General features: G+C 73.5%; 16 protein-coding genes. 9 read left to right on the top strand and 7 right to left on the bottom strand.

What is annotated here, in order from left to right:
* Positions 1 to 30: 30 nt before the first annotated feature.
* Together ACFYR0_RS17630 and ACFYR0_RS17625 are read left to right on the top strand one after the other, a co-directional pair.
* Positions 31 to 300 carry a DUF2530 domain-containing protein gene (locus tag ACFYR0_RS17630; protein ID WP_389328153.1) on the top strand — a complete coding sequence of 90 codons (270 nt, stop codon included), beginning with the start codon at positions 31 to 33 and terminating at the stop codon, positions 298 to 300.
* A 475-nt stretch (positions 301 to 775) separates the two neighbouring features.
* The gene (locus tag ACFYR0_RS17625) at positions 776 to 3,172 is read left to right on the top strand and encodes an HAD-IC family P-type ATPase (protein WP_389328150.1); all 2,397 of its coding nucleotides are present in this window, start codon (positions 776 to 778) and stop codon (positions 3,170 to 3,172) included.
* A 52-nt stretch (positions 3,173 to 3,224) separates the two neighbouring features.
* On the opposite strand, the gene ACFYR0_RS17620 is transcribed toward ACFYR0_RS17625, so the two are convergent.
* The 4 genes from ACFYR0_RS17620 to ACFYR0_RS17605 form a co-directional block, all read right to left on the bottom strand.
* Complete coding sequence (locus ACFYR0_RS17620; protein WP_389328147.1) at positions 3,225 to 4,007, bottom strand: DUF5707 domain-containing protein; 783 nt, start codon at positions 4,005 to 4,007, stop codon at positions 3,225 to 3,227.
* Positions 4,008 to 4,093: 86 nt separating this feature from the next.
* Positions 4,094 to 4,849: a calcium-binding protein gene (locus ACFYR0_RS17615; protein WP_389328144.1), complete on the bottom strand. Its 756-nt coding sequence runs from the start codon at positions 4,847 to 4,849 to the stop codon at positions 4,094 to 4,096.
* 335 nt (positions 4,850 to 5,184) lie between these two features.
* Positions 5,185 to 8,307, bottom strand: a complete 3,123-nt coding sequence (locus ACFYR0_RS17610) for a sacsin N-terminal ATP-binding-like domain-containing protein (protein ID WP_389328142.1) — start codon at positions 8,305 to 8,307, stop codon at positions 5,185 to 5,187.
* A 580-nt stretch (positions 8,308 to 8,887) separates the two neighbouring features.
* Entirely contained in the window at positions 8,888 to 9,814 is a 927-nt protein-coding gene (locus ACFYR0_RS17605; RefSeq protein WP_389328139.1) for a DUF3027 domain-containing protein, read from the bottom strand.
* A 330-nt stretch (positions 9,815 to 10,144) separates the two neighbouring features.
* On the opposite strand from ACFYR0_RS17605, the gene ACFYR0_RS17600 reads away from it, so the two are divergent.
* The 4 genes from ACFYR0_RS17600 to ACFYR0_RS17585 all read left to right on the top strand — a co-directional run bounded on the left by ACFYR0_RS17600 (position 10,145) and on the right by ACFYR0_RS17585 (position 13,900).
* Positions 10,145 to 11,569, top strand: coding sequence for an MFS transporter (locus tag ACFYR0_RS17600; RefSeq protein ID WP_389328136.1), 1,425 nt, complete (start codon positions 10,145 to 10,147; stop codon positions 11,567 to 11,569).
* Between the two features lie 260 nt (positions 11,570 to 11,829).
* Entirely contained in the window at positions 11,830 to 12,321 is a 492-nt protein-coding gene (locus tag ACFYR0_RS17595) for a DUF2771 domain-containing protein (protein ID WP_389328133.1), read from the top strand.
* Entirely contained in the window at positions 12,318 to 13,037 is a 720-nt protein-coding gene (locus ACFYR0_RS17590) for a futalosine hydrolase (protein ID WP_389328459.1), read from the top strand. The genes ACFYR0_RS17595 and ACFYR0_RS17590 overlap by 4 nt, the downstream gene beginning before the upstream one ends.
* Entirely contained in the window at positions 13,034 to 13,900 is an 867-nt protein-coding gene (locus ACFYR0_RS17585; protein ID WP_389328130.1) for a 1,4-dihydroxy-6-naphthoate synthase, read from the top strand. Before ACFYR0_RS17590 ends, ACFYR0_RS17585 begins: the two co-directional genes overlap by 4 nt.
* Before the next feature lie 12 nt (positions 13,901 to 13,912).
* Here ACFYR0_RS17585 and ACFYR0_RS17580 read toward each other — a convergent pair whose 3' ends face one another.
* Positions 13,913 to 14,296, bottom strand: a complete 384-nt coding sequence (locus tag ACFYR0_RS17580; RefSeq protein WP_386377705.1) for a cold-shock protein — start codon at positions 14,294 to 14,296, stop codon at positions 13,913 to 13,915.
* A 154-nt stretch (positions 14,297 to 14,450) separates the two neighbouring features.
* Between ACFYR0_RS17580 and ACFYR0_RS17575 the strand changes: the two genes are divergently transcribed.
* Entirely contained in the window at positions 14,451 to 14,705 is a 255-nt protein-coding gene (locus tag ACFYR0_RS17575) for a hypothetical protein (protein ID WP_386377706.1), read from the top strand.
* Positions 14,706 to 14,802: 97 nt separating this feature from the next.
* Here ACFYR0_RS17575 and ACFYR0_RS17570 read toward each other — a convergent pair whose 3' ends face one another.
* Entirely contained in the window at positions 14,803 to 15,438 is a 636-nt protein-coding gene (locus tag ACFYR0_RS17570) for an HAD family hydrolase (protein WP_389328126.1), read from the bottom strand.
* Between the two features lie 67 nt (positions 15,439 to 15,505).
* A complete protein-coding gene (locus ACFYR0_RS17565) occupies positions 15,506 to 16,435 on the bottom strand; it encodes a hypothetical protein (protein ID WP_389328123.1) in 930 nt (309 codons plus the stop codon).
* A gap of 520 nt (positions 16,436 to 16,955) precedes the next feature.
* Here ACFYR0_RS17565 and ACFYR0_RS17560 point away from each other — a divergent pair.
* Positions 16,956 to 19,475, top strand: a complete 2,520-nt coding sequence (locus ACFYR0_RS17560) for a helicase-associated domain-containing protein (protein ID WP_389328120.1) — start codon at positions 16,956 to 16,958, stop codon at positions 19,473 to 19,475.
* A 140-nt stretch (positions 19,476 to 19,615) separates the two neighbouring features.
* A complete protein-coding gene (locus ACFYR0_RS17555) occupies positions 19,616 to 21,259 on the top strand; it encodes a DNA repair helicase XPB (RefSeq protein WP_389328117.1) in 1,644 nt (547 codons plus the stop codon).
* Positions 21,260 to 21,268: the final 9 nt, after the last annotated feature.

Raw genomic sequence — 21,268 nt, 5'->3', positions numbered from 1 at the left:
CAGGCCCGATCGGCCTCGTAAGCTGTGCGCATGGCGAAGTGGATCCCCAAGCACGAGGCGCCGGAACCCCTGGAGGGTCCGGTGGTGCCCGTCGTCGTCGGCGGCACGATCCTCTGGTTCGTCCTCTTCCTGGTCCAGCTGCCGTTCTACGGCTGGTTCGACGACCGCGGGCACGCCTGGTGGGTGTGGACCTGTCTGGCGGGCGCCGGCCTCGGGCTGATCGGCATCTGGTACGTCCGCCGACGCGACGCGGCGATCAAGCGGGCCGAGGCGGCGGGGCCGGAAGCACCGGCCTCCTAGGCCCTGTCGTCGAACTCCCGCCCGCCCCGCGACGCCATGCACGCTCCCCCACTTCGTGGGAGGCGCACCCACTCGCCGCACCGGGCACCAGCCCGAGTACGTCCGGTACGAGGGCTTGCACCCGGCACTCCCCCCGGAGGGGGGAACCCCCAGAGCACGCACCTGACGCCGCGGGGCCGCCCTCCGGACGACGACGGGAGTCCGACGACAGGGCCTAGCCGCGCCCAGCCGCGCCGAAGCGGCGAGGCTGGAGGCGCCGGCCCCCTACCTGTCCGACGGCACCGGCCTTCCGGGCCTGTCCGACGGATACGGGCCCGAGGCTCACAGGGCGGGATACGGGGAGCGGCCGGGCGGGTCCGCCGGGCACGCCCACGGCGTCCCCCGTACGACCACGGCAGGAGCCGTCTCCTCCCGTGGTCGGAACTTGCGCGCACTCGGCGGGTGAACGCCACGCTCCGCACGTACCGTCGAAGGCATGTCGCACATCGACGCGGGCGCCGAACTCGATCCTGTGCATCCCCTACCCGTGCCGTCCCACCCGGCGCACGGACTGACCGCGGCCGAGGTCGCGGAGCGGGTCGCCGACGGCCGGGTCAACGACGTACCGGTCCGCAGCAGCCGGTCCCTGACCGAGATCGTCCGCGCCAACGTCTTCACGCGGTTCAACGCGATCATCGGTGTGCTGTGGCTGATCATGCTGGTCGTGGCACCGATCCAGGACAGCCTGTTCGGCTTCGTGATCATCGCGAACACCGGGATCGGCATCTTCCAGGAGTGGCGGGCGAAGAAGACCCTGGACTCGCTCGCGGTGATCGGCGAGGTCCGGCCGACCGTACGCCGCGCCGGGGCGGCCGTGGAGGTCGGCACCTCGGAGATCGTGCTGGACGACATCCTGGAGATCGGGCCGGGCGACAAGATCGTCGTGGACGGCGTGTGCGTCGAGGCCGACAGCCTGGAGATCGACGAGTCGCTGCTGACCGGTGAGGCCGACCCGGTCGTCAAACGCCCCGGCGACCAGGTGATGTCCGGCAGCTTCGTGGTCGCGGGCGGCGGCGCCTTCCAGGCCACCAAGGTCGGCCGCGAGGCGTACGCCGCCCAGCTCGCCGAGGAGGCCTCCCGCTTCACCCTCGTCCACTCCGAGCTGCGCTCGGGCATCTCCACGATCCTGAAGTACGTGACCTGGATGATGATCCCGGCCGCGCTCGGCCTGATCGTCACCCAGCTGGTCGTCGAGAGCAACGACCTGCGGGACTCCATCGCCCGCACGGTCGGCGGCATCGTGCCGATGGTCCCCGAGGGGCTGGTGCTGCTCACCTCCGTCGCCTTCGCCATCGGCGTGATCCGGCTCGGCCGCAAACAGTGCCTCGTGCAGGAGCTGCCCGCCATCGAGGGCCTCGCCCGGGTCGACACCGTCTGCCTGGACAAGACCGGCACCCTCACCGAGGGCGGCATGGACGTCACCTCCCTGCGCGTCCTCGACGGCTTCGACGAGACCTACGTCCGCCGGGTGCTGGGCGCGCTCGGCGAGTCCGACCCGCGGCCCAACGCCTCCCTGAAGGCGATCATCGACGCCTACCCGGACAGCGAGGAGTGGCGGTGCGTACAGGCGCTGCCCTTCTCCTCCGCGCGCAAGTACAGCGGCGCCGCCTTCAGCGAGGGCGACGGGGAGTCCAGCAGCTGGCTGCTGGGCGCCCCCGACGTGCTGCTCGCCGACGACGACCCCGCCCTCGGCGAGACCGTGCGGCTGAACGAGGAGGGGCTGCGGGTCCTGCTGCTCGCCCGCACCGGGCGCGAACTCGACGACCCGGAGGTCGGCCGGGACGCCCGGCCCGCCGCGCTGGTCGTGCTGGAGCAGCGGCTGCGCCCGGACGCCGCGGACACCCTGCGCTACTTCGCCGAGCAGAACGTCCGCGCGAAGGTCATCTCCGGCGACAACGCGGTGTCGGTGGGCGCGGTCGCGGGCAAGCTGGGCCTCGCCGGATCGGCGGTGGACGCGCGCCGGATACCCGCCGACCGGGACGGCATGGCCGCGGCGCTGGACGAGGGCACGGTGTTCGGGCGGGTCACCCCGCAGCAGAAGCGGGACATGGTCGGCGCCCTCCAGTCCCACGGGCACACGGTCGCCATGACCGGCGACGGGGTGAACGACGTCCTCGCGCTGAAGGACGCCGACATCGGCGTCGCCATGGGCACCGGCTCGGAGGCGACCCGGGCGGTCGCGCAGATCGTGCTGCTGAACAACAGCTTCGCCACGCTGCCGTCGGTGGTCGCGGAGGGCCGCCGGGTGATCGGGAACATCACACGGGTGGCGACGCTGTTCCTGGTCAAGACCGTCTACTCGGTGCTGCTGGCGGTCCTCGTGGTCTGCACGCAGGTGGACTACCCGTTCCTGCCCCGCCATCTGACCCTGCTGTCGACCCTCACCATCGGCGTCCCGGCCTTCTTCCTGGCCCTCGCGCCCAACAAGGAACGCGCGAAACCGCACTTCGTGCGGCGGGTCATGCGCTACGCGATCCCGGGCGGGGTCGTCGCCGCGGCCGCGACCTTCACCACGTATCTGATCGCCGGCCGGTACTACTCGGGCGAGGACGCGCTGGACGCCGAGACCAGCGCGGCGACCCTGACGCTGTTCCTGGTGTCGATGTGGGTGCTGGCCATCATCGCCCGCCCCTACACCTGGTGGCGCGTCCTGCTGGTCGCCTCCATGGGCGGCGCCTTCCTGCTGGTGCTGGTGGTGCCGTGGCTCCAGGAGTTCTTCGCGCTGCGGCTGGTCGGGGTGACGATGCCCTGGCTCGCCGTCGGCATCGCCGCGGTCGCGGCGGCCGCCCTGGAACTCCTGTGGAGAGGGGTCGACCGCCGCTTCCCGGCGTAGGCGGCAGCGCGGCTCGGCGCATGCCGACGAGGGTCACGAGGACCCGACGGGACTACTGCACGTCGATGTAGTCGGCCGCGGAGACGGCCGAGGAGCTGGTGGTGACGCCCGCGTAGAAGAAGCGGTAGTAGCCGTCGTAGGTCGCCGTGGTGGTCGTGCTCAGGGCGCCCGTGGAGCTCGACCTGACCGTCTTCAGGGTCGACCAGGCGGTCGCGCCCTTCTTCTTGTACTGGAGCTTCACGTACTGGCTGCTGAAGTTGCCGTAGTTGGCGTAGTTCCAGCTGGCGCGGGTCAGCTTGCTCGTGACGGTGAGCGTCTTGCCCTTGCGGACCGGCTCCGGGGAGGCGTTGGCCGCCGCGAGCCGGGACAGGCGCTGGAGCTTGAAGGTCTTGACGTTGTCCTTCTGGACGAAGTCGGCGTCCTTGCCGGAGGCGAGCGCCCAGACCTTCCAGTAGCCGGCGACCTGGTCGACGGCGTTGTAGCGCGGCTTGAGGTCGTAGGTCGCCTTGCAGGTCGAGGTGGTGGCGCTCACCGCGGTGCAGACGGAGTAGTGGTTGCTCGTGTTGGCCACGGCACCGCTGTCGGAGGTGTCGAACGTCGTGCCGTGCCAGAGCAGGGCCATGGCGTTCTTGACGCCCGACGGGTCCTTGACGGTGAAGGAGACCGTGATCCGCTTCGTCGTGGTGGCGCCCACCACGACCGGCTTGCCCCCGTTCACGACGACGTTCGAGATCGTCGTGTCCCCGGCGCCGTCGTCGGCCTGTGCGACCGGGACGGCGAGGGCGGACACGGCGAGAGCGGCGAGAGCGGTGGCCACGGTGGCACGGGTACGCATGCAGATCCTTCGTGATTCGGTGTGCGAACGGGTCCGGCCCCGGCTGGTTGCCGGGGCCGGTCGACGGTCTTGTGGGACCGGGGGACTTACTGGACGTCGATGTAGTCGGCGGCCGAGTAGACCGGCGCGGCGGCGCTGGTGCCGGCGTAGACGAAGCGGTAGTAACCGTCGTACGTGGCCGTGGTGGTCGTGCTCAGGTTGCCGAGGCTGTTCGACTTGATCGTCTTCAGCGTGGACCAGGCGGTCGCGGTCCTCTTCTTGTACTGGAGCTTCACGTACTGGCTGCTGAAGTTGTTGTACTTCAGCGTCTCCCAGTTGACGCGGGTGAGCTTGCCGGTGACCGTGACGGTCTTGCCCTTGCGGACCGGCTCGGGAGAGGCGTTGGTCGTCAGCTTGGTGTGGCGCTGGAACTTGAAGGGGCCCGCCTTCTCCTTCCAGATGTAGTCCTCGTCCTTCGCGTCGATCCACGCGTCGACGTACCACGTGCCGGCGTTGTTGTTGAACAGCATGTCGGTCTTCGGGTCGACCGTGACCCAGCCGGTGCAGGTCGAGGTGGTGGCGTTGGCGGCCACGCAGGTGGGCTTGGTGCTGTCGAGGATGCCGTAGCCCGGCCCGTAGAGGGTGAACTCCTCGGCGCCCAGGATGCCCGAGTCGTCCGTCGCCGTGACGCTGACCTTGAACTTCTTCGCGGTCGTACCGACAGCCACCGCGTTGTCGCCGTCCACGACAACCTTGGTGATCTTGGTGTCGCCCTCGGAACTGTCGGCCATGGCGGCCGGCGCGGCGAAAGCGGACAGGACCAGGGCGCCGGTGACGACGCCGAGGGTGGCACGCATACGCATGTCTGTTCCCCACGTAAGGAGAGGCCTCGTTGCCCTTCGATGCACACGGTCCGTGAGCGCGGCGAGGCCTAAGTGGTCGAGGAGTCTGTTGACTCGGATGATCAGATCGGTGACGCGGGGGAATGGTTGTACGGCTGCGGAGATTTTGTGCGAAGTTTTTCGGTCGCCCGCGCCGGTCCGGGGCAGGCCTGTAAGGGGCGCCGGGACGGCAGGGTGGAAAGCGCCACGACGCCCGGGGCGACTCGCCCGCCCATGTCCGGTTTCCCCACGTCGACCGATCGCGGAGCCGGTCGGCTCGCACGACCGGATCGACGTGGCCGAACCCCGGGTGGGGCTCAGTCGAACCAGCGGTCCCGCGCCAACTCCGCGGTGCGGGACGGGTCTTCGAGCAGCGCGGCCACCTCGAACCGGCGCGGCCACTGCCCCGCCGCCCAGGCCAGCCCGGCGGCGACACCCTCCAGGGTCGAGGCGTGCAGCACACCGTCGTCGGTCAGCCGCCAGTCGATCTCCACGCCGTCGACCACCAGCTCCTCGTGCTCGACGTACGACGAGGGCGTACGCGGGCCGAGCAGCACCCGGACCGACTCGGGCACCTCGTGCTCGGTGCCCTCGGAGTCGACCGCCCCGGACACGGACTCGCTCAGCCGCCGCACCTGGAACAGCTCGGCCAGCTCGGCGGCCCGCACCGGACGCACCGGCAGCAGCGGCACGCCCCCGGTGAAGGGCAGCAGGTCGGGCGAGTCCACGACCACCGCGTCCGCCGCGTCGACCACCTCGGTGTGCCCGTCGACCACCGCCCGCACCTCGTCGGGGAGCGTGACCTGCTCGGGGTCGAGATCGGCCAGCGCCCCGTACAGTCCGTGCAGTTGAGCGCCCGTCACCTCGCGCCCGGGGTCCGCCAGCCGGTCCAGCAGCTCGGCGGCGCCGCCGGGCTCGTCCACCAGCGCGGCGACCGAGGTGCGCACCCCCAGCGCCCGCAGCACCTGCTCGTCGTCGAAGCCGGTCGCGTCGGCCTCCTCGTACAGCCCGCGCAGCAGCGGGTCCCCGCCCGCCGCGAGCAGACCGGCGGGCTTGCGGCCGTCCAGCACCGGGTGCCCGCGCAGCCACCATGCCGTGTACGGCCGTACGACCTCGTGGGTGCCGTCGGGCAGCAGGATGCGCACCGGCTGGGTCAGCGCGTCCCGCAGCGGGGGCTGGGCGAGCAGGGCGAGCGCCTGCGGCCAGCGGTCGTCGTCCACCAGGTCCAGATCACGCACGGCGACCAGTTCGGTGGCCACCGGCGGCACCGGCGAGTCGGGGAACCGGTCGAGGACGTCCTCGCACCACACGTCGACCGCGTCCAGCAGCCCGGCGTCGTCGGGCTCGGCGAAGTCGCCCTCGCGGGGCTCCAGTTCGTCCGGGTCCAGCACCACGTCCGTGGCGCGGACCAGCGCGAAGTTGGCCAGCACCCCGCAGGCGGCCAGCGGACCCTGGCCCCACTTCTCGGCCAGTTCGGCTTCCACGGAGGCCAGTTCGCCCTCGCGCATGACCTGGTGGAAGGCGCTGCCGGGCAGCACCAGCTCGCCGGCCGGGGCGAGTTCGCCGTCCTCGTCGGGCAGGGCGAGCGCGCCCAGCCAGGGCTCGTCACCGGGTTCCAGCCCGGCGTCCCGCACCAGCGCGAGCACGGTGTCGGCGAGCTCCTCGGCGTCGGGGGCCTCGGCCTCCCAGTCCAGGGCGCCGTCGTCGTCCAGCGAGGCCGCGACCGCCGCCCGCACCTGGGGTGTGGTCAGCACGGCCCGCGGGGTCGCGGGCAGCGCGCCGAGCTTCTCCAGGAGGGGGTGCGCGGCGTCCGCGTGGGCGACCTTCAGGCCGAGTCGGGACAGCACGCCCGGGTCGATGCTCACGGCGTCCGCGGTGGGCAGCAGCACCTGCCGCGGCCCGATCGTCGTACGCCCGTCGGCGAGCGGCACCGGCAGTCCGGTCAGCCGGTCGGGGTCCACGCCCGCGAGGCTGTCGTAGAGCCGCCGCCACCAGACGGGGTCCTTCTCCAGCCCGGCCAGCCGGTCCACGGCGTCGGTCAGCGGCACCCGGGCCACGCCCAGCGTGCGCAGCTCCGCGCGGCGCTCCAGCCCGGCGGGCAGCAGCGTCGGCAGCACCTCGGCCAGTACGCGCACGGTGTCGGCGCCCGCGCCCTCGACGACCTCGGCCTCGCGCGGCCGCAGGGCCTCGGGGAGCTCCTCGTGGTCCTCGCCGCCCTCGACGGCGGGCGGCAGGAAGGCGGTGCGCGGCAGCCGCTCCAGGATCGCCTGGCGCAGCGCCCCGTCCAGCTCGCCGCGGCCGAGCGGGCCGGGCACGAGCTCGATGATGCCGGTCGTCACCGGGCGCCATCCGGCGAGCAGCTCGGTGTAGGCGTCGGCGGCGCGCTGGACGAGGAAGTCGGTCAGCGGGCCCGCCGCGGCGTGCCGGCGGGTGGGGTCGAGCGGGAAGGAGCCGATGAGCAGGGCGGGCACGCCGAGCGCCTCGTCGCTGGGCGTCGGCGCGTGCACGACCGGGCTGGTGCGCGGCCGCGCGGGCGTGCCGTCGGCGTCCACGGGCACGGCCCAGGTGACCGACCAGTACGGGCGCAGCCGCTCCTCGACGGGCCGGTCGGCGAGCAGTTCGGGCCGCAGCTGCCCGTGCGCGGCGGCGGTGCGCCAGCGGGTGGTGCCGTCGCGCGAGTCCTCCACGACGGTCAGGGTGCCGTCGGTGGAGCGGCGCAGGGTGCGGGTGTCGCCGCCCGCGTCGATCACGACCTCCTCCAGGCCGGGCAGGGCCAGCAGCAGGGCGTCGTCCACGGCGGCGAGGAGCCGTTCGGCGAGGTCGGTGGCGGCGGTGTCGCGCAGTGGCAGGATGACGGCGGTGTCGTACGGGTCGGGGGCGCTGCCCTCGGCGGCGAACGGCAGCCGCAGCAGGGGTACGTGGCCGTCGCGGCGGCGGATCTCGTCGCCCAGGCCGGGGCTGTGCCGGGCGGTCTCGGCGGCCAGGTCGCGGGCCTCGGGGAGCGACCAGCGCACGCCTCCGTGGCGGCCGACGACCGCGGGCTCGTCGGTGACGGCGAGGACCGCGGCGAAGCCGACGCCGAACCGGCCGACGGCCGCGGTGCCGGTCTCCCGCTTGGCGGAGGCGCGCAGGGTGGCCAGGGACTCCACGCCGGCCGCGTCCAGGGGTGCGCCGGTGTTCGCGGCGACCAGGACGCCGTCTCGCAGGGTGAGGCGCAGACGGCCGGGGACCTGGGCTCTGGCGGCGGCGTCGGCGGCGTTCTGGGCGAGCTCGACGACGAGCCGGTCCCGGTAGCCGCCGAGGACCAGGTCCTCCTCGGCGTTCGCGTCCTCGCGGAAACGGGCGGGGCTGGTGGCCCAGGCGTCGAGTACCCCGCGCCGTAGACGTGCCGTCCCGAAGGGGTCGGCGCCTTCGGCTGCGGGCCGCACGAACTTGGTCACGTCCACACTCTCCTCATCGGCGTGACCTTGAAGGTACCGCGCGGAGGTGGTCGTGATTCCCCGGCGCGGGGTGGGGGCGCGTCTGGGGGTGCGGTTGTGTGGTGCCCTTGCCCCGGGGCCTGGGCGGGTGCGCGGGCTTGCGGGGGTGCGTCTGCCGGGGGCTGTCGGGAGCCGACTTTCCGTGCGTCGTGGTTGTTCGCGCAGTTCCCCGCGCCCCTAAAAGACCGCGCGGTTCCTCGCGCCCCTGAAGACTGCGCGGTTCCTCGCGCCCCTGAAGACTGCGCCAGCGGCACGCCTGCCTGCGGCTAGGCGGCCTTTGGGCGGGCGGGGGTGCGTCTGCCGGGGGCTGTGGATTGCCGACCTACCGTGCGTCGTGGTTGTTCGCGCAGTTCCCCGCGCCCCTAAAAGACCGCGCAGTTCCCCGCACCCCTCAAGACCGCGCGGTTCCCCGCGCCCCTCAAGACCGCGCGGTTCCCCGCGCCCCTGAAAGACCGCGCGGTTCCCCGCGCCCCTGAAAGACCGCGCGGTTCCGCGCGCCCCTTAGGGGCACGTCCGTCGGGGCGCCGCGGGCCCGGGCGGGTTACGAGTGGCCCAGTTCCGCTGTGGATTCGTCGGGGAGGTCGGGGACCGAGCCGGAGTCGGGGGCGGGGCGGAGGGGGAAGGGGTCGACGCGGGTCTCGTCGACGACCGGCGGGGCCGGCTGGGGAGGCTTCGGCATGACCGCGGCCTCGGAGTGGCCGCCGCAGCCGTAGGACAGGGAGACCACGCGGCCGTCGGCGGGCGAGAACTCGTTGGCGCAGACACCGAAGGCCTGGCCGAGGGAGCCGCCGATCGGGGTGAGGAAGCCACAGCTGACACAGGTGGCGGGGGCGGCCTGGGCCATCGGCGTCTTGGCGCCGAACGACTCGTCCCAGCGGTCGGCGGCGGTGTGCAGGCCGTAGCGGGACAGCACGCGGGCGCGGCGCATGCCGAGTTCCTCGGCGACGGCGGCGATGGAGCCGCGGGTCGGCGCGCTGGGCAGATGGGCCGGGACACCGGCGGTGACGTCCGCGTCCTCCGCCTCGGCCAGCTCGGCCATGTCCGGGGAGACCGCGGAGTCGGGCGAGGGTTCGTCCTCGCCCGAGAAGCCGGGCTCCAGACGCAGGTCCTCGGCGTCGGTGGGCAGCAGATCGCCGGGACCCATGTCGCCGGGGCGCAGCCGCTCGCTCCACGGCACCCACTCGGGGGCCAGCAGGGCGTCGGGGCCGGGCAGCAGGACGACCTCGTCCAGGGTCACGATCTTCGCGCGGGAGGCACGGGCCACGGTCACCGCCCAGCGCCAGCCGCGGTAGCCCATCTCCTTGCACTCGAAGAAGTGCGTGACCACACGGTCGCCCTCGGAGACGAGTCCTGAGTGCTCGCCGACGACGCCGGGGGCGGCCGCCTCCTCGGCGGCGGTGCGGGCGAGGTCGACCGCCTCGGCGCACAGGCGGTCGGGGGTGCGGCTTCGCGTGGTCGCTGCGCTCACAGGTATCGCTTCTCTCCTACGCCGTCTCTCATGGGGTGCTTCCGGCGACGGAGCGGACGGAGCGGACCTGTGGGCCGCGTCGACGTCCGCGTCCGATCGCACTCGGGCGCACCTGTGCCATCCATTGTGCGGGATGGCTGAGATACGCACGCTACCTGTTCGCGGGCGCTCGGCCTACACCGACGTGGTTTCCGGTGCGATCGGAGTGATCTTCCGGGGCGCCCGGAACCTCGGACGCCGGTGGATTCCCGCCGGGGACAACCACGAAAGTGCAGGGCCATACGCGCGGTAACCGCACTACACCCGTCCTCTTCGGGGCACTATGGCGTCGTGGCAGCCGCGAGGTCGCCCCAGGACGCCACCGGGGTCGGTGGGGCCAAGGGGAACAGCCGAAGTGGCGGTTCGAGCCGGTTCCGCGGCTTCGTCCGCTCCCTCGGGCGTGCCCTGCACCTGCCGGTGACGGGCCCGGCCCGGGGCATCCGCAAGGCCACCCACGCGCAGGGCGCGGGCGAGTCGGGCCTCGGCAAGCTGATCGAGCTGCACGCGGTGAACGGCGCGGGCGACATGATGATCACGGTCGCGCTGGCCTCCACCGTGTTCTTCTCGGTGCCCACCGACGAGGCCCGTGGCCGGGTCGCGCTCTACCTCGCCATCACCATGGCGCCCTTCACGCTGCTCGCCCCGGTCATCGGCCCGCTCCTGGACCGGGTACCGCACGGCCGGCGCGCGGCGATGGCCTGCGCGATGCTGGCGCGGGCGCTGCTCGCCCTGGTGCTGTCCGGGGCGGTGATCAGCGGCAGCATCCAGCTGTACCCGGCGGCGCTCGGCGTGCTGGTCGCGTCCCGGTCGTACGGGGTGGTGCGCAGCGCGGTGGTGCCCCGGCTGCTGCCGCCGAAGTTCTCCCTGGTGAAGGCGAACTCCCGGGTCACCCTGGGCGGTCTGCTGGCGACCGGCATCGCGGCACCCGTAGGGGCCGGGCTCCAGGCGCTGGGGCCGCGATGGCCGCTGTACGGGGCGTTCGTGATCTTCATGGCGGGAACGTTCCTGTCGTTCTCGCTGCCCCGCAAGGTCGACTCGGCCCGCGGCGAGGACACCGCGCTGCTCGCGGCCGACGCCCAGCATCTGCACGGCCCGCACCGCCAGCCGGTCAAACGGCCGGGCCTGCGTACGGTCGGCATCGCCGTCACCCACGCCCTCGGCGCGAACTGCTCGCTGCGCTGTCTGTCCGGGTTCCTGATCTTCTTCCTCGCGTTCCTGCTGCGCGAGCATCCGCTGAGCGGGCAGAGCGCGGCCGTCTCGCTCGGCATGGTCGCGGTCTCGGCGGGCGTGGGCAACGCGTGCGGCACGGCGGTCGGGGCCTGGCTGCGTTCGCGGGCCCCGGAGATCATCATCGTGACGGTGGTGGCGCTGGTGGCGGGCGCGGCGATCGTGGCGGCCGTGTTCTTCGGGGCGGCGCTGGTGGCCGCCCTGACGGCGGTCGCGGGCTTCGCGCAGGCGCTGTCCAAGCTGTCCCTGGACGCGCTGATCCAGCGGGACGTGCCCGAACAGGTGCGTACGTCGGCGTTCGCCCGCTCCGAGACGCTGCTCCAGGTGTCGTGGGTCTTCGGCGGCGCGATCGGCATCGCCATGCCGCTGAACGGCGCGCTGGGGCTGTCGGTGGGCGCCGCGATCGTGGCGGCGGGCTGGCTGACGACCGTACGGGGGCTGCTGAGCTCGGCCCGGCACGGCGGCGCGGCGCGACCGCGCGTGAACTGAGACCGGGCCAGCCTCCGCGTCCCGGCGCCGGGGCGGCTGAGGCGGGGGCGGCCTCTGCGGTCCGGCGCCGGGCCGCGTGGACTGAGACCGGCGCGGCCTCCGCGGTCCGGCGCCGGGGCGCCCGCGGCCCTGGTCCGGGCCCTGTCGCGGCCCCGCCGCCCGGGTGCCTCCGGCCGTCCCCGGACGCGAGTGGCGTAACCCACGGCATGGCCCGGCCCCCAGGTGGGAGAGCGGACAGGAGGGCCCGATAGCCTTCGCCCATGACCTCGATGCAATCCGCTGTGCGACGCCGCCGCGCCGTCGCCGCCGCCGGCGCCGTTTCCGCCGGACTGCTCGTCCTCACGGCCTGCGACAAGCCGACCCCCGTGGCGACGGTCACCATCGGCTCCAACTCGGTCACCTCCGAGGCCGTCTGCTACAACGACGGCGACCCGCTGGACGCCAAGGCGCTGGAGGGGTGCGCCAAGAACACCGGCGACATCCAGTCGATCGAACTCGGAGAGGACGAGACCGTCCGCTTCGGTGTCGACCCGGAGATCGCGGACGGCCGCTGGACGGTCCTGGTGAACGGCCGCCAGTTCATCGACTTCAGCGAGAACACGTACCGCACGCTCCCCGGCAGCGCGTTCTTCCAGGCCCAGTACGGCACCGAGGGCAACACCAACACCGTCACCATCCGCATGGGTGAGAAGGCGGTGGAGGGCATGTGGTCGTTCAAGCTCAAGAACAAGGACCCGGACGGGAACTCCTGACCACGTCCAGCACCCGGGTCCTCGTCGCCACCGCCGTCCCCGCCGAACGGGACGCGGTGGCACGGGCGTTCCCGCGCCGGCCCGTCGAGGCGCTCCTGCCCGGCGCGCTGCTGCACCGGGTCCCGGACGGCCCCGACCTGCTGGCCGCCGGGGTCGGCCCCGCGCGCGCCGCCGCCTCCGTCGCGGCCGCGCTCACCGCGGCCGCCCTCGACGGCGCGCCCTACACACTCGTCGTCTCCGCCGGCATCGCGGGCGGGTTCCTGCCCGGCGCGCCGGTCGGCTCGCTCGTGGTGGCCGACGAGATCACCGCCGCCGACCTGGGCGCGGAGACGGCCGACGGTTTCCTGCCGGTCACCGAGCTGGGCTTCGGCACCGTCACCCACCGCCCGCCCGGGGACCTCGTCCGGCGGGCCGCCGCCGCGGCCGGGGCGCGCACCGGGGCCGTGCTCACCGTCTCGACCGTCACCGGCACCGCCGCCGGCGCCGCCGCGCTGCGCGCACGCCACCCGGAGGCCCTCGCCGAGGCCATGGAGGGCTTCGGCGTCGCCGAGGCGGCGGTCGCCCTGCACGGCACGCCCGTCATGGAGATACGCGCGATCTCCAACCCCGTGGGCCCCCGTGACCGGGCCGCCTGGCGCATCGGCGAGGCCCTGGCCGCGCTGGCCGAGGGCTTCGGGAAGCTCGCACCCGTCCTGACGAGTTGGAAAACGGCATGAGTCTCCAGATCGCGTACTCCCCCTGCCCGAACGACACCTTCGTCTTCGACGCCCTCGCGCACGGCCGGGTGCCCGGCGCGCCCGCCCTGGACGTCACCTTCGCCGACATCGACATCACCAACGGCATGGCCGAGCGCGGCGAGCACGACGTGCTGAAGGTGTCCTACGCGGTGCTGCCGTACGTCCTGGACACGTACACCCTGCTGCCCTGCGGCGGCGCGCTCGGCCGGGGCTGCGGCCCGCTGGTCCTCACCCGCGAGGCCGGGACCGGGGGCGCCTCCGCGCTCGGCGACGGGGGACTGACGGGCCGTACGGTCGCGGTGCCGAGCGAGCGGTCGACGGCGTACCTGCTGTTCCGGCTGTGGGCGGCGGACACCGTGCCCGGCGGTGTGGGCGAGATCGTGGTGATGCCGTTCCACGAGATCATGCCGGCCGTGCGCGACGGCAAGGTCGACGCGGGCCTGGTCATCCACGAGGCCCGCTTCACGTACCGGAACTACGGCCTGCACAAGCTCGCCGACATGGGCGAGCACTGGGAGGCCACCACCGGTCTGCCGATCCCGCTGGGCGCGATCATCGCCAAGCGCTCCCTCGGCGAGGAGACCCTGCGGCGGCTCGCGGACGCGATCCGTACCTCCGTACGGGCCGCCTGGGACGACCCCGAGGTCTCCCGCCCCTACGTCATGGAACACGCCCAGGAGATGGACCCGGCCGTCGCCGACCAGCACATCGGGCTCTACGTCAACGAGTTCACCGCGGCACTCGGCGAGGACGGCTACGCGGCCGTGCGCGGGCTGCTGGCCCGCGCGGCGGCCGAGGGGCTGCTGCCGCCCCTCGGCCCGGACGCGCTGGAGTTCCCGTAAGGGATACGGGGATCAGACGTCGAGCTGGTCGGCGACCGCGCGCAGCAGGCCGGCGACCTTCTTGCCGGCGACCTTGTCGGGGTAGCGGCCGCGCTCCAGGGTCTGGGTCACGTTCTCCAGGAGGGTCGTGAGGTCCTGGACGATGGAGGCCAGCTCGTCGGGCTTCTTGCGCTGGGCGGCCGCGACCGACGGGGTGGGCTCCAGGAGCGTCACCGACAGGGCCTGGTCGCCGCGCTGGCCGGCGACCACTCCGAACTCCACACGCTGTCCCGGCTTGAGCGCCTCGACTCCGGCGGGGAGGACCGAGGAATGGACGAAGACGTCCCCGCCGTCGTCACGGGAGAGAAAGCCGAAGCCCTTCTCGCTGTTGAACCACTTGACCTTGCCGGTAGGCACGTCTGTCCTCGTCCTCGTACTCGTCGGAAAACTGCTGCTTATAACGTCATGAGGCGGGTCGTCCCTGACCCGCCGGTACCAAGGCTAATGGTCCCGGGGCGGCTGACAAGACGTCGCCGGGTTGTTCCTTCGGGCTGGGAACTACCCTGGTCGGGTGCGTGACAAAACCCAAACGAATTCCGCCGTGCCCGGTGACGGACTGATCCGTGCCGGTGCAGTCGTGTTCTTCATCGGTGCCGTGGCCACTCTGGTCACGGTGGCCCCGTTCCTGCTGGGGACGACACCGTTTCCGACGTACATGTTCGGACTGAGCATGCTCATGGGCGTCGGATTCCTCGTCGCCGGTGCCGGGGTGCTGCGTTCGGCCGCCGACGGGCGCCGCCGGGCGCGGGCGGACGCGGCGGGCTGACCCGGCGGGTCGACGCGGCGGGCTGACGGGACGGTCGCGACGGGTGAGCCGGGAGCGGCCGTGGTGTCGGACGGCCGTGGTTCCTACGGCCGAGGTCTCAGACGGCTGACGTCTGGAGATGGCCCGTCAGCCAGGCCGGGAACTCCGTCAGGTCGCGGAGGACGACGTCGGCACCCACCGTGTGCAGCTGCGCCTCGGTGAAGGGGCCCGTCGCCACGGTCACCGACAGTGCGCCGGCCGCGCGCGCCCCGCGCACGTCGCCCTCGTGGTCCCCGACGTACACCTGTGCGCCGTGCTCGCGCAACGCGCGCGCCTTCTGCTCGGCCCACAGGTCGCCGACCAGCGCGTCGGGCTCGATGCCCAGGTGGTCCAGATGGAGCCGGGCGTTGGGCTCGTACTTCGCCGTGACCACGACGGAGCGGCCGCCGGCCCGCCCCACGGCGTCGACGGCCTCACGGGCGCCGGGCAGCGCCGCCGTGCCGGTGATCGCGTGCGCCGGGTACATCGACCGGTACAGGTCGGCCATCTCCGTCACGTGCTCCGCCGGGAACCAGTTCGCAAGCTCCTCCACGAGCGGCGGCCCCAGCCGGGTGACCGCCAGGTCCGCGTCGATGTACGTCCCGGTCCGCTCGGCCAGCGCCGTGTAGCAGGCGTGGATGCCGGGACGGGAGTCGATCAGGGTCATGTCGAGGTCGAAGCCGACGGTGAGCGCGGACGCGGTGGGGTAAGCCATACGGGCCATTGTGCCGGGGCCCGTACGGCCGGGGCCGCCGGTGCCCAGGGCCCGGACACACCCCGTCTCACCTGCCGCGCTGCGAGCGCCACACCAGGAACAGGGCCGAGGCGACGGCCGCGCCGCGCAGCACCCAGGGCCAGGTGCCGGACAGGGCGTCGCGCATCGCGTCCTCGGCGATCGGGTCGCCCCAGCGGCCGGTGTCGCGGCCCCACAGCCAGACCACTCCCGCGGCGACGGCGAGACCCGGCACGACGATCACCGCGCCCTTGATCTCTGCCTTGGTCAGCCGCCTCGACGCCCATGCGATCAGCCAGCCCAGGGCCAGCGGCAGCAGGCTGCCGAGCACCGCGCCGGCCACGAGCAGCGCGGCCGCGCACAGCAGCAGGGGGTTGTTCCACTCCCGTACGGCGGGCATCCTCAGCCGCCGGGCGCGGGAGGCACCCTCCTCGGCCGTCTCCTCCGGGTCCTCCTCCGGCTCGTCCCCGGGTTCCGTCTCCCCCTTGCCCTTCGTGTCCTTCGGGGGCCGCTTGAGGAGCTCGGGGACGATCACTCCGCCGACGAAGCCGGGGACGTCGTCGCCGGTGCCGAAGGGGCTGCTCTCCACGCGCCACCAGTCGGGCTGGACCGTGCTGTCGCCGAGTTCGTCCGCGCCGGCGAGGTGGGGCGGCAGGGCGGCCTCGGAGCGTGGCCGGGGTACGGCGCCGCGCGGCCGGTCCTCGCCGTCGCGCTGCGCGGGCACGGCCGCCGGGCCGGGGGGCCTGCCGCGGGTGCCGCCCGCCGCGGCGACGACCTCGTCGGGGGTGCCGATGCGGTCGAGGATGCGGCGGACCGCGGCCGGGGTGTCCACGGCCGACTTCGCGCGGCGGCGGTCGATCTCGTCGCGCAGGGCCGATACGAGGCGCATGCGTTCGGAGGAGGGCAGCTGGCTCTGGTGAGCGACGTCTCCGACGCGGCTCAGATACTCGTAGACGACCTGGTCGCTCTCGATCCCCACGAAGTCCCCTCCGGGGCGGCAGTGTTGGTAACCCCGTCGGGGACGAAGGTACCGCGCGGGGCGGGTGCGGAGGTCTGTGGCGGGGGTTGGGGGGGGCGGTTTGTCGCGCAGTTCCCCGCGCCCCCAAAGGACTGCGCAGTTCCTCGCGCCCCTGGGGTGGGATCCTGCCCGTCCTCGGGTGCCGGTCGCCTGTGGCTGGTCGCGCAGTTCCCCGCGCCCCTGAAAGACTGCGCAGTTCCCCGCGCCCCTGAAAGACTGCGCAGTTCCCCGCGCCCCCAAAGACTGCGCGGTCCCCCGCGCCCCTAGAAGATCGCGCCTAGCCGCGGGCAGTCGTGCCGCTGGGCGGCACGGGTGGGCGCGGCGGCACCCGGCGACTCGGCTGTCGTCCGACGCCCCGTGCCTGCGCGGCGGAGCCGCATGTCGGTGCAGGGGGGTGGGCAGGCTCGCCGCAGGGCGGTCGGGGAGAAACCCGGTCATGGGTCGTGTCTCCGTGTCGTACCCACCCGCTACCGTGGGTCAGATGAGCACCGAGGCCACGGCTCCACGGTCCCTCGCGGAGGCGCTTCGCGGCAGGGACGACACCTCGCTGGCGGCGCTGTTGCGCAGCCGACCCGACCTCATCACGCCCGTGCCCACGGACCTGACGCAGCTGGCGACCAGGGCCGGCACGCGCGCGTCCGTCGTCAGGGCGCTGGAGCGGCTGGACCGGTTCGCGCTGCAGACGGCGGAGGCACTGGCCGTGGCCGGGGACCCTGCGTCGTACGGCGAACTGCTGGGGCTGATGGCGGGCGACGACGGCGACCAGGTCGTCGCGGCGGCGCTGCCGCAGGCGCTCGGCACGCTGCGGGAGCAGGCGCTGGTGTGGGGTGGCGACGACCGGCTGCGGCTGGTGCGCACCGCCCGCGAGCTGCTCGTGCCCTCCCCGCAGCACCCGTCCCCGACGGGTCTCGGCCCGAGCGTGCGGGAGGCGACGGCCGGCATGTCGCCGGGGCGGATCCAGGAGATCGTGACCACCGCCGGGCTGCCCACCACGCACGACCCCGTGTCGGCGGCCGAGGCGCTGAGCAGCCTGTTCAAGGACCGGGACCGGCTCGCGGCCCTGCTCGGCGGGGCCCCGAAGGACTCCGTCGAGGTGCTGGAGCGGCTCGTGTGGGGGCCGCCGTACGGGCAGGTCACCGCCGATCCGGCGGCCCGGCTGCGCTGGCTGCTGGACCGCGGGCTGCTGCTGCCGACCTCCCCGGGCACGGTCGTACTGCCCCGGGAGGTCGCGCTCGCGCTGCGCGGCGGACGCGCCCACCGGGTCGTGGAGCCGGCGCCGCCCGCGGTCGCCGCGGCGGCCACGCACGCGCCGAAGGTGGTGGACGCGACGGCGGCCGGGCAGGCGTTCACCACGCTGGCGACGGTGGAGGAGCTGCTGAAGGACTGGGACGAGGGCGGCCCCGCGGTGATGCGGGCCGGCGGACTGAGCGTGCGCGACCTCAAGCGGACCGCCGTGGCGCTGGACGTGTCCGAACCGGTCGCCGCGTTCTGGGTGGAACTGGCCTACGCCGCGGGCCTGATCGCCTCCGACGGGGAGGCCGACGAGCGCTATGCCGCCACCCCCGGCTACGACGAGTGGCTGGAGCGCCCCGCCGCCGAGCGCTGGGCGCACCTCGCCGAGACCTGGCTGACGGCGACCCGCGCCTCGGGCGTGGTCGGCGGCCGGGACGCGAAGGACCGCCCGCTGTCGGCGCTGGGCCCGGGGCTGGACCGTTCCGCCGCCCCCGAGGTGCGCCACCGGGTGCTGGCCCTGCTGGCCGGGCTGCCGGAGGGCGCGGCCGCGGACGCCGAGTCGGTGCTGGCCCGGCTGCACTGGGAGCGGCCGCTGCGTGGTGGCCGGCGCGGCGAGGACGACCTGCGCACCCGGCTCGCCCGCTGGACCCTGGCCGAGGCGGAACTGCTCGGCGTGACCGGGCGCGGCGCGCTGTCCTCGCAGGGCCGCGCCCTGCTCGCGCTGCCCTCGGCGGCGGAGAGAGGGGCTACCGAGGGACCCGGCGACCGACTGCCCGTGCATCACCGCACCGCCCACGCCGAGCCGCTCTCCCCCGCCGAACAGGCCGTCGCCTCCGCGGCCGCCGCCCGGCTGCTCGCACCCCTTCTGCCCGAACCGCTGGACCATGTTCTGCTCCAGGCCGACCTGACGGCGGTGGCGCCGGGCCCGCTGCGGCGGCCGCTGGCCGACATGCTGGCTGTGCTCGCCGATGTGGAGTCCAAGGGCGGCGCGACCGTCTACCGCTTCACGCCGGGCTCGGTGCGGCGCGCCCTGGACGCCGGGCGCAGCGCCTCCGACCTGCACGCCTTCCTCTCCGCGCACTCCCGTACGCCGGTGCCGCAGCCGCTCGCCTATCTGATCGACGACGTGGCCCGTCGGCACGGGCATCTGCGGGTGGGCGCGGCCTCGGCGTACGTCCGCTGCGACGACGACGGCGTGCTGAACGAGATCCTCGCCGACAAGCGCGCGGCCGGACTGCGGCTGCGCCGCCTCGCGCCGACCGTGCTGGCCGCGCAGACCGACCCGGCGGGCCTGCTGGAGGGGCTGCGCGCGATGGGCTTCGCCCCGGCGGCCGAGTCCGCGGAGGGCGATGTGGTGATCACCCGCGCGCACGCCCACCGCACCCCGCCGCGCACCGCCCCCGAGCCGGTGCCGGAAGGGCCGCCGACCCCGGACGCCACGCTGCTGACCGCGGCGATCCGCGCGATCCGGGCGGGCGACCTGGCCTCCACCGCCCCGCGCAAGGCGCCCGACAGCGCCCCGCTCGCGGCCGGCGAGCTGCCCCGTACCTCCTCCGCCGAGACCCTCGCGACCATGCAGGCCGCCGTCCTGACCGGCCAGTCCCTGTGGATCGGGTACGTCAACGCCGAGGGCTCCGCCAGCCAGCGGGTCATCGCCCCGGTCCGCGTCGAGGGCGGCTTCGTCACGGCGTACGACCACACCGCCGACGAGGTCCGCACGTATCCGCTGCACCGGATCACGGGAGTCGCCGAACTCGCGGACGACTGAGGAGCCTCCATGCGGCGGGCCCGGGCGCGGCGGGAGCGGCACCGGGCTCCCCTCCCACGGGTTCACCGACGGCCCGCCCACTTCGGCGGGCCGTGCGGCACACTGGAGGTTTGGCCCGCGTGGAAGGGATGGACGCACACGTGAACGGACCGCTGATCGTCCAGTCGGACAAAACCCTGCTCCTGGAAGTCGACCACGAGCAGGCGGACGACTGCCGCCGGGCCATCGCGCCGTTCGCGGAGCTGGAGCGGGCGCCGGAACACATCCACACCTACCGGGTCACCCCGCTGGGCCTGTGGAACGCGCGCGCCGCCGGGCACGACGCCGAGCAGGTCGTGGACGCGCTGGTGCAGTACAGCCGCTATCCCGTGCCGCACGCGCTGCTCGTGGACATCGCCGAGACGATGGACCGCTACGGACGGCTCAGCCTGCTCAAGCATCCCGCGCACGGGCTGGTGCTCACCAGCACCGACCGGCCGGTGCTGGAGGAGATTCTGCGCTCCAAGCGGATCGCCCCGCTGGTCGGCGCCCGGATCGACCCCGACACCGTCGCCGTGCACCCCTCCGAGCGCGGGCAGATCAAGCAGACGCTGCTCAAGCTGGGCTGGCCGGCCGAGGACCTCGCCGGGTACGTGGACGGCGAGGCGCACCCGATCGACCTGGACGAGAACGGCTGGGCGCTGCGGCCCTACCAGCGGCAGGCCGTGGAGAACTTCTGGCACGGCGGCAGCGGTGTCGTCGTCCTGCCCTGCGGCGCCGGGAAGACGCTGGTGGGCGCCGGGGCCATGGCCGAGGCCAAGTCGACGACGCTGATCCTCGTCACCAACACGGTCTCGGCCCGGCAGTGGAAGCACGAGCTGGTGAAGCGGACCTCGCTGACCGAGGACGAGATCGGCGAGTACAGCGGCACCCGCAAGGAGATCCGCCCGGTCACCATCGCCACCTACCAGGTGCTGACGACCCGGCGGAAGGGCGTCTACCCGCACCTGGAGCTCTTCGACTCCCGGGACTGGGGGCTGATCCTCTACGACGAGGTGCATCTGCTGCCCGCGCCGGTGTTCAAGTTCACCGCCGACCTCCAGGCGCGCAGGCGGCTCGGTCTGACGGCGACCCTCGTGCGCGAGGACGGCCGCGAGTCGGACGTGTTCTCGCTGATCGGGCCCAAACGGTTCGACGCGCCCTGGAAGGAGATCGAGGCGCAGGGGTACATCGCGCCCGCCGACTGCGTCGAGGTGCGGGTGAACCTGACCGACTCCGAGCGGCTCGCCTACGCGACCGCGGAGGCGGAGGAGAAGTACCGGTTCTGTGCGACCACCGCGACCAAGCGGAAGGTCACCGAGGCGATCGTGCGCCGGTTCGCCGGGCAGCAGATCCTGGTCATCGGGCAGTACATCGACCAGCTCGACGAGCTGGGAGAGCATCTGGACGCGCCGGTGATCAAGGGCGAGACCTCCAACGCGCAGCGCGAGAAGCTCTTCGACGCCTTCCGGGAGGGCGAGATCAGCGTGCTGGTGGTGTCGAAGGTGGCGAACTTCTCCATCGACCTGCCGGAGGCCACGGTCGCCATCCAGGTGTCGGGCACCTTCGGGTCGCGCCAGGAGGAGGCCCAGCGTCTCGGCCGGGTGCTGCGGCCCAAGGCGGACGGCCATCAGGCGCACTTCTACTCGGTCGTCGCCCGCGACACCATCGACCAGGACTTCGCCGCACACCGGCAGCGCTTCCTGGCCGAGCAGGGGTACGCGTACCGGATCATGGACGCGGACGAGCTGCTCGCGGAGAGCTGAGGGTGGTGG

Origin of the sequence: Streptomyces sp. NPDC005017 (assembly GCF_042873115.1) — a bacterium.
Classification (GTDB): domain Bacteria; phylum Actinomycetota; class Actinomycetes; order Streptomycetales; family Streptomycetaceae; genus Streptomyces.
This window is presented reverse-complemented; position numbering and strand designations above follow the sequence as displayed.

Bases quoted from the DNA above. Each gene is read 5' to 3' on its own strand.
- ACFYR0_RS17625 (WP_389328150.1), top strand. From the start codon at position 776: ATGTCGCACATCGACGCGGGCGCCGAACTCGATCCTGTGCATCCCCTA.
- ACFYR0_RS17615 (WP_389328144.1), bottom strand. From the start codon at position 4,849: ATGCGTATGCGTGCCACCCTCGGCGTCGTCACCGGCGCCCTGGTCCTG.
- ACFYR0_RS17570 (WP_389328126.1), bottom strand. From the start codon at position 15,438: ATGGCTTACCCCACCGCGTCCGCGCTCACCGTCGGCTTCGACCTCGAC.
- ACFYR0_RS17585 (WP_389328130.1), top strand. From the start codon at position 13,034: ATGAGTCTCCAGATCGCGTACTCCCCCTGCCCGAACGACACCTTCGTC.
- ACFYR0_RS17620 (WP_389328147.1), bottom strand. From the start codon at position 4,007: ATGCGTACCCGTGCCACCGTGGCCACCGCTCTCGCCGCTCTCGCCGTG.
- ACFYR0_RS17560 (WP_389328120.1), top strand. From the start codon at position 16,956: ATGAGCACCGAGGCCACGGCTCCACGGTCCCTCGCGGAGGCGCTTCGC.
- ACFYR0_RS17630 (WP_389328153.1), top strand. From the start codon at position 31: ATGGCGAAGTGGATCCCCAAGCACGAGGCGCCGGAACCCCTGGAGGGT.
- ACFYR0_RS17595 (WP_389328133.1), top strand. From the start codon at position 11,830: ATGACCTCGATGCAATCCGCTGTGCGACGCCGCCGCGCCGTCGCCGCC.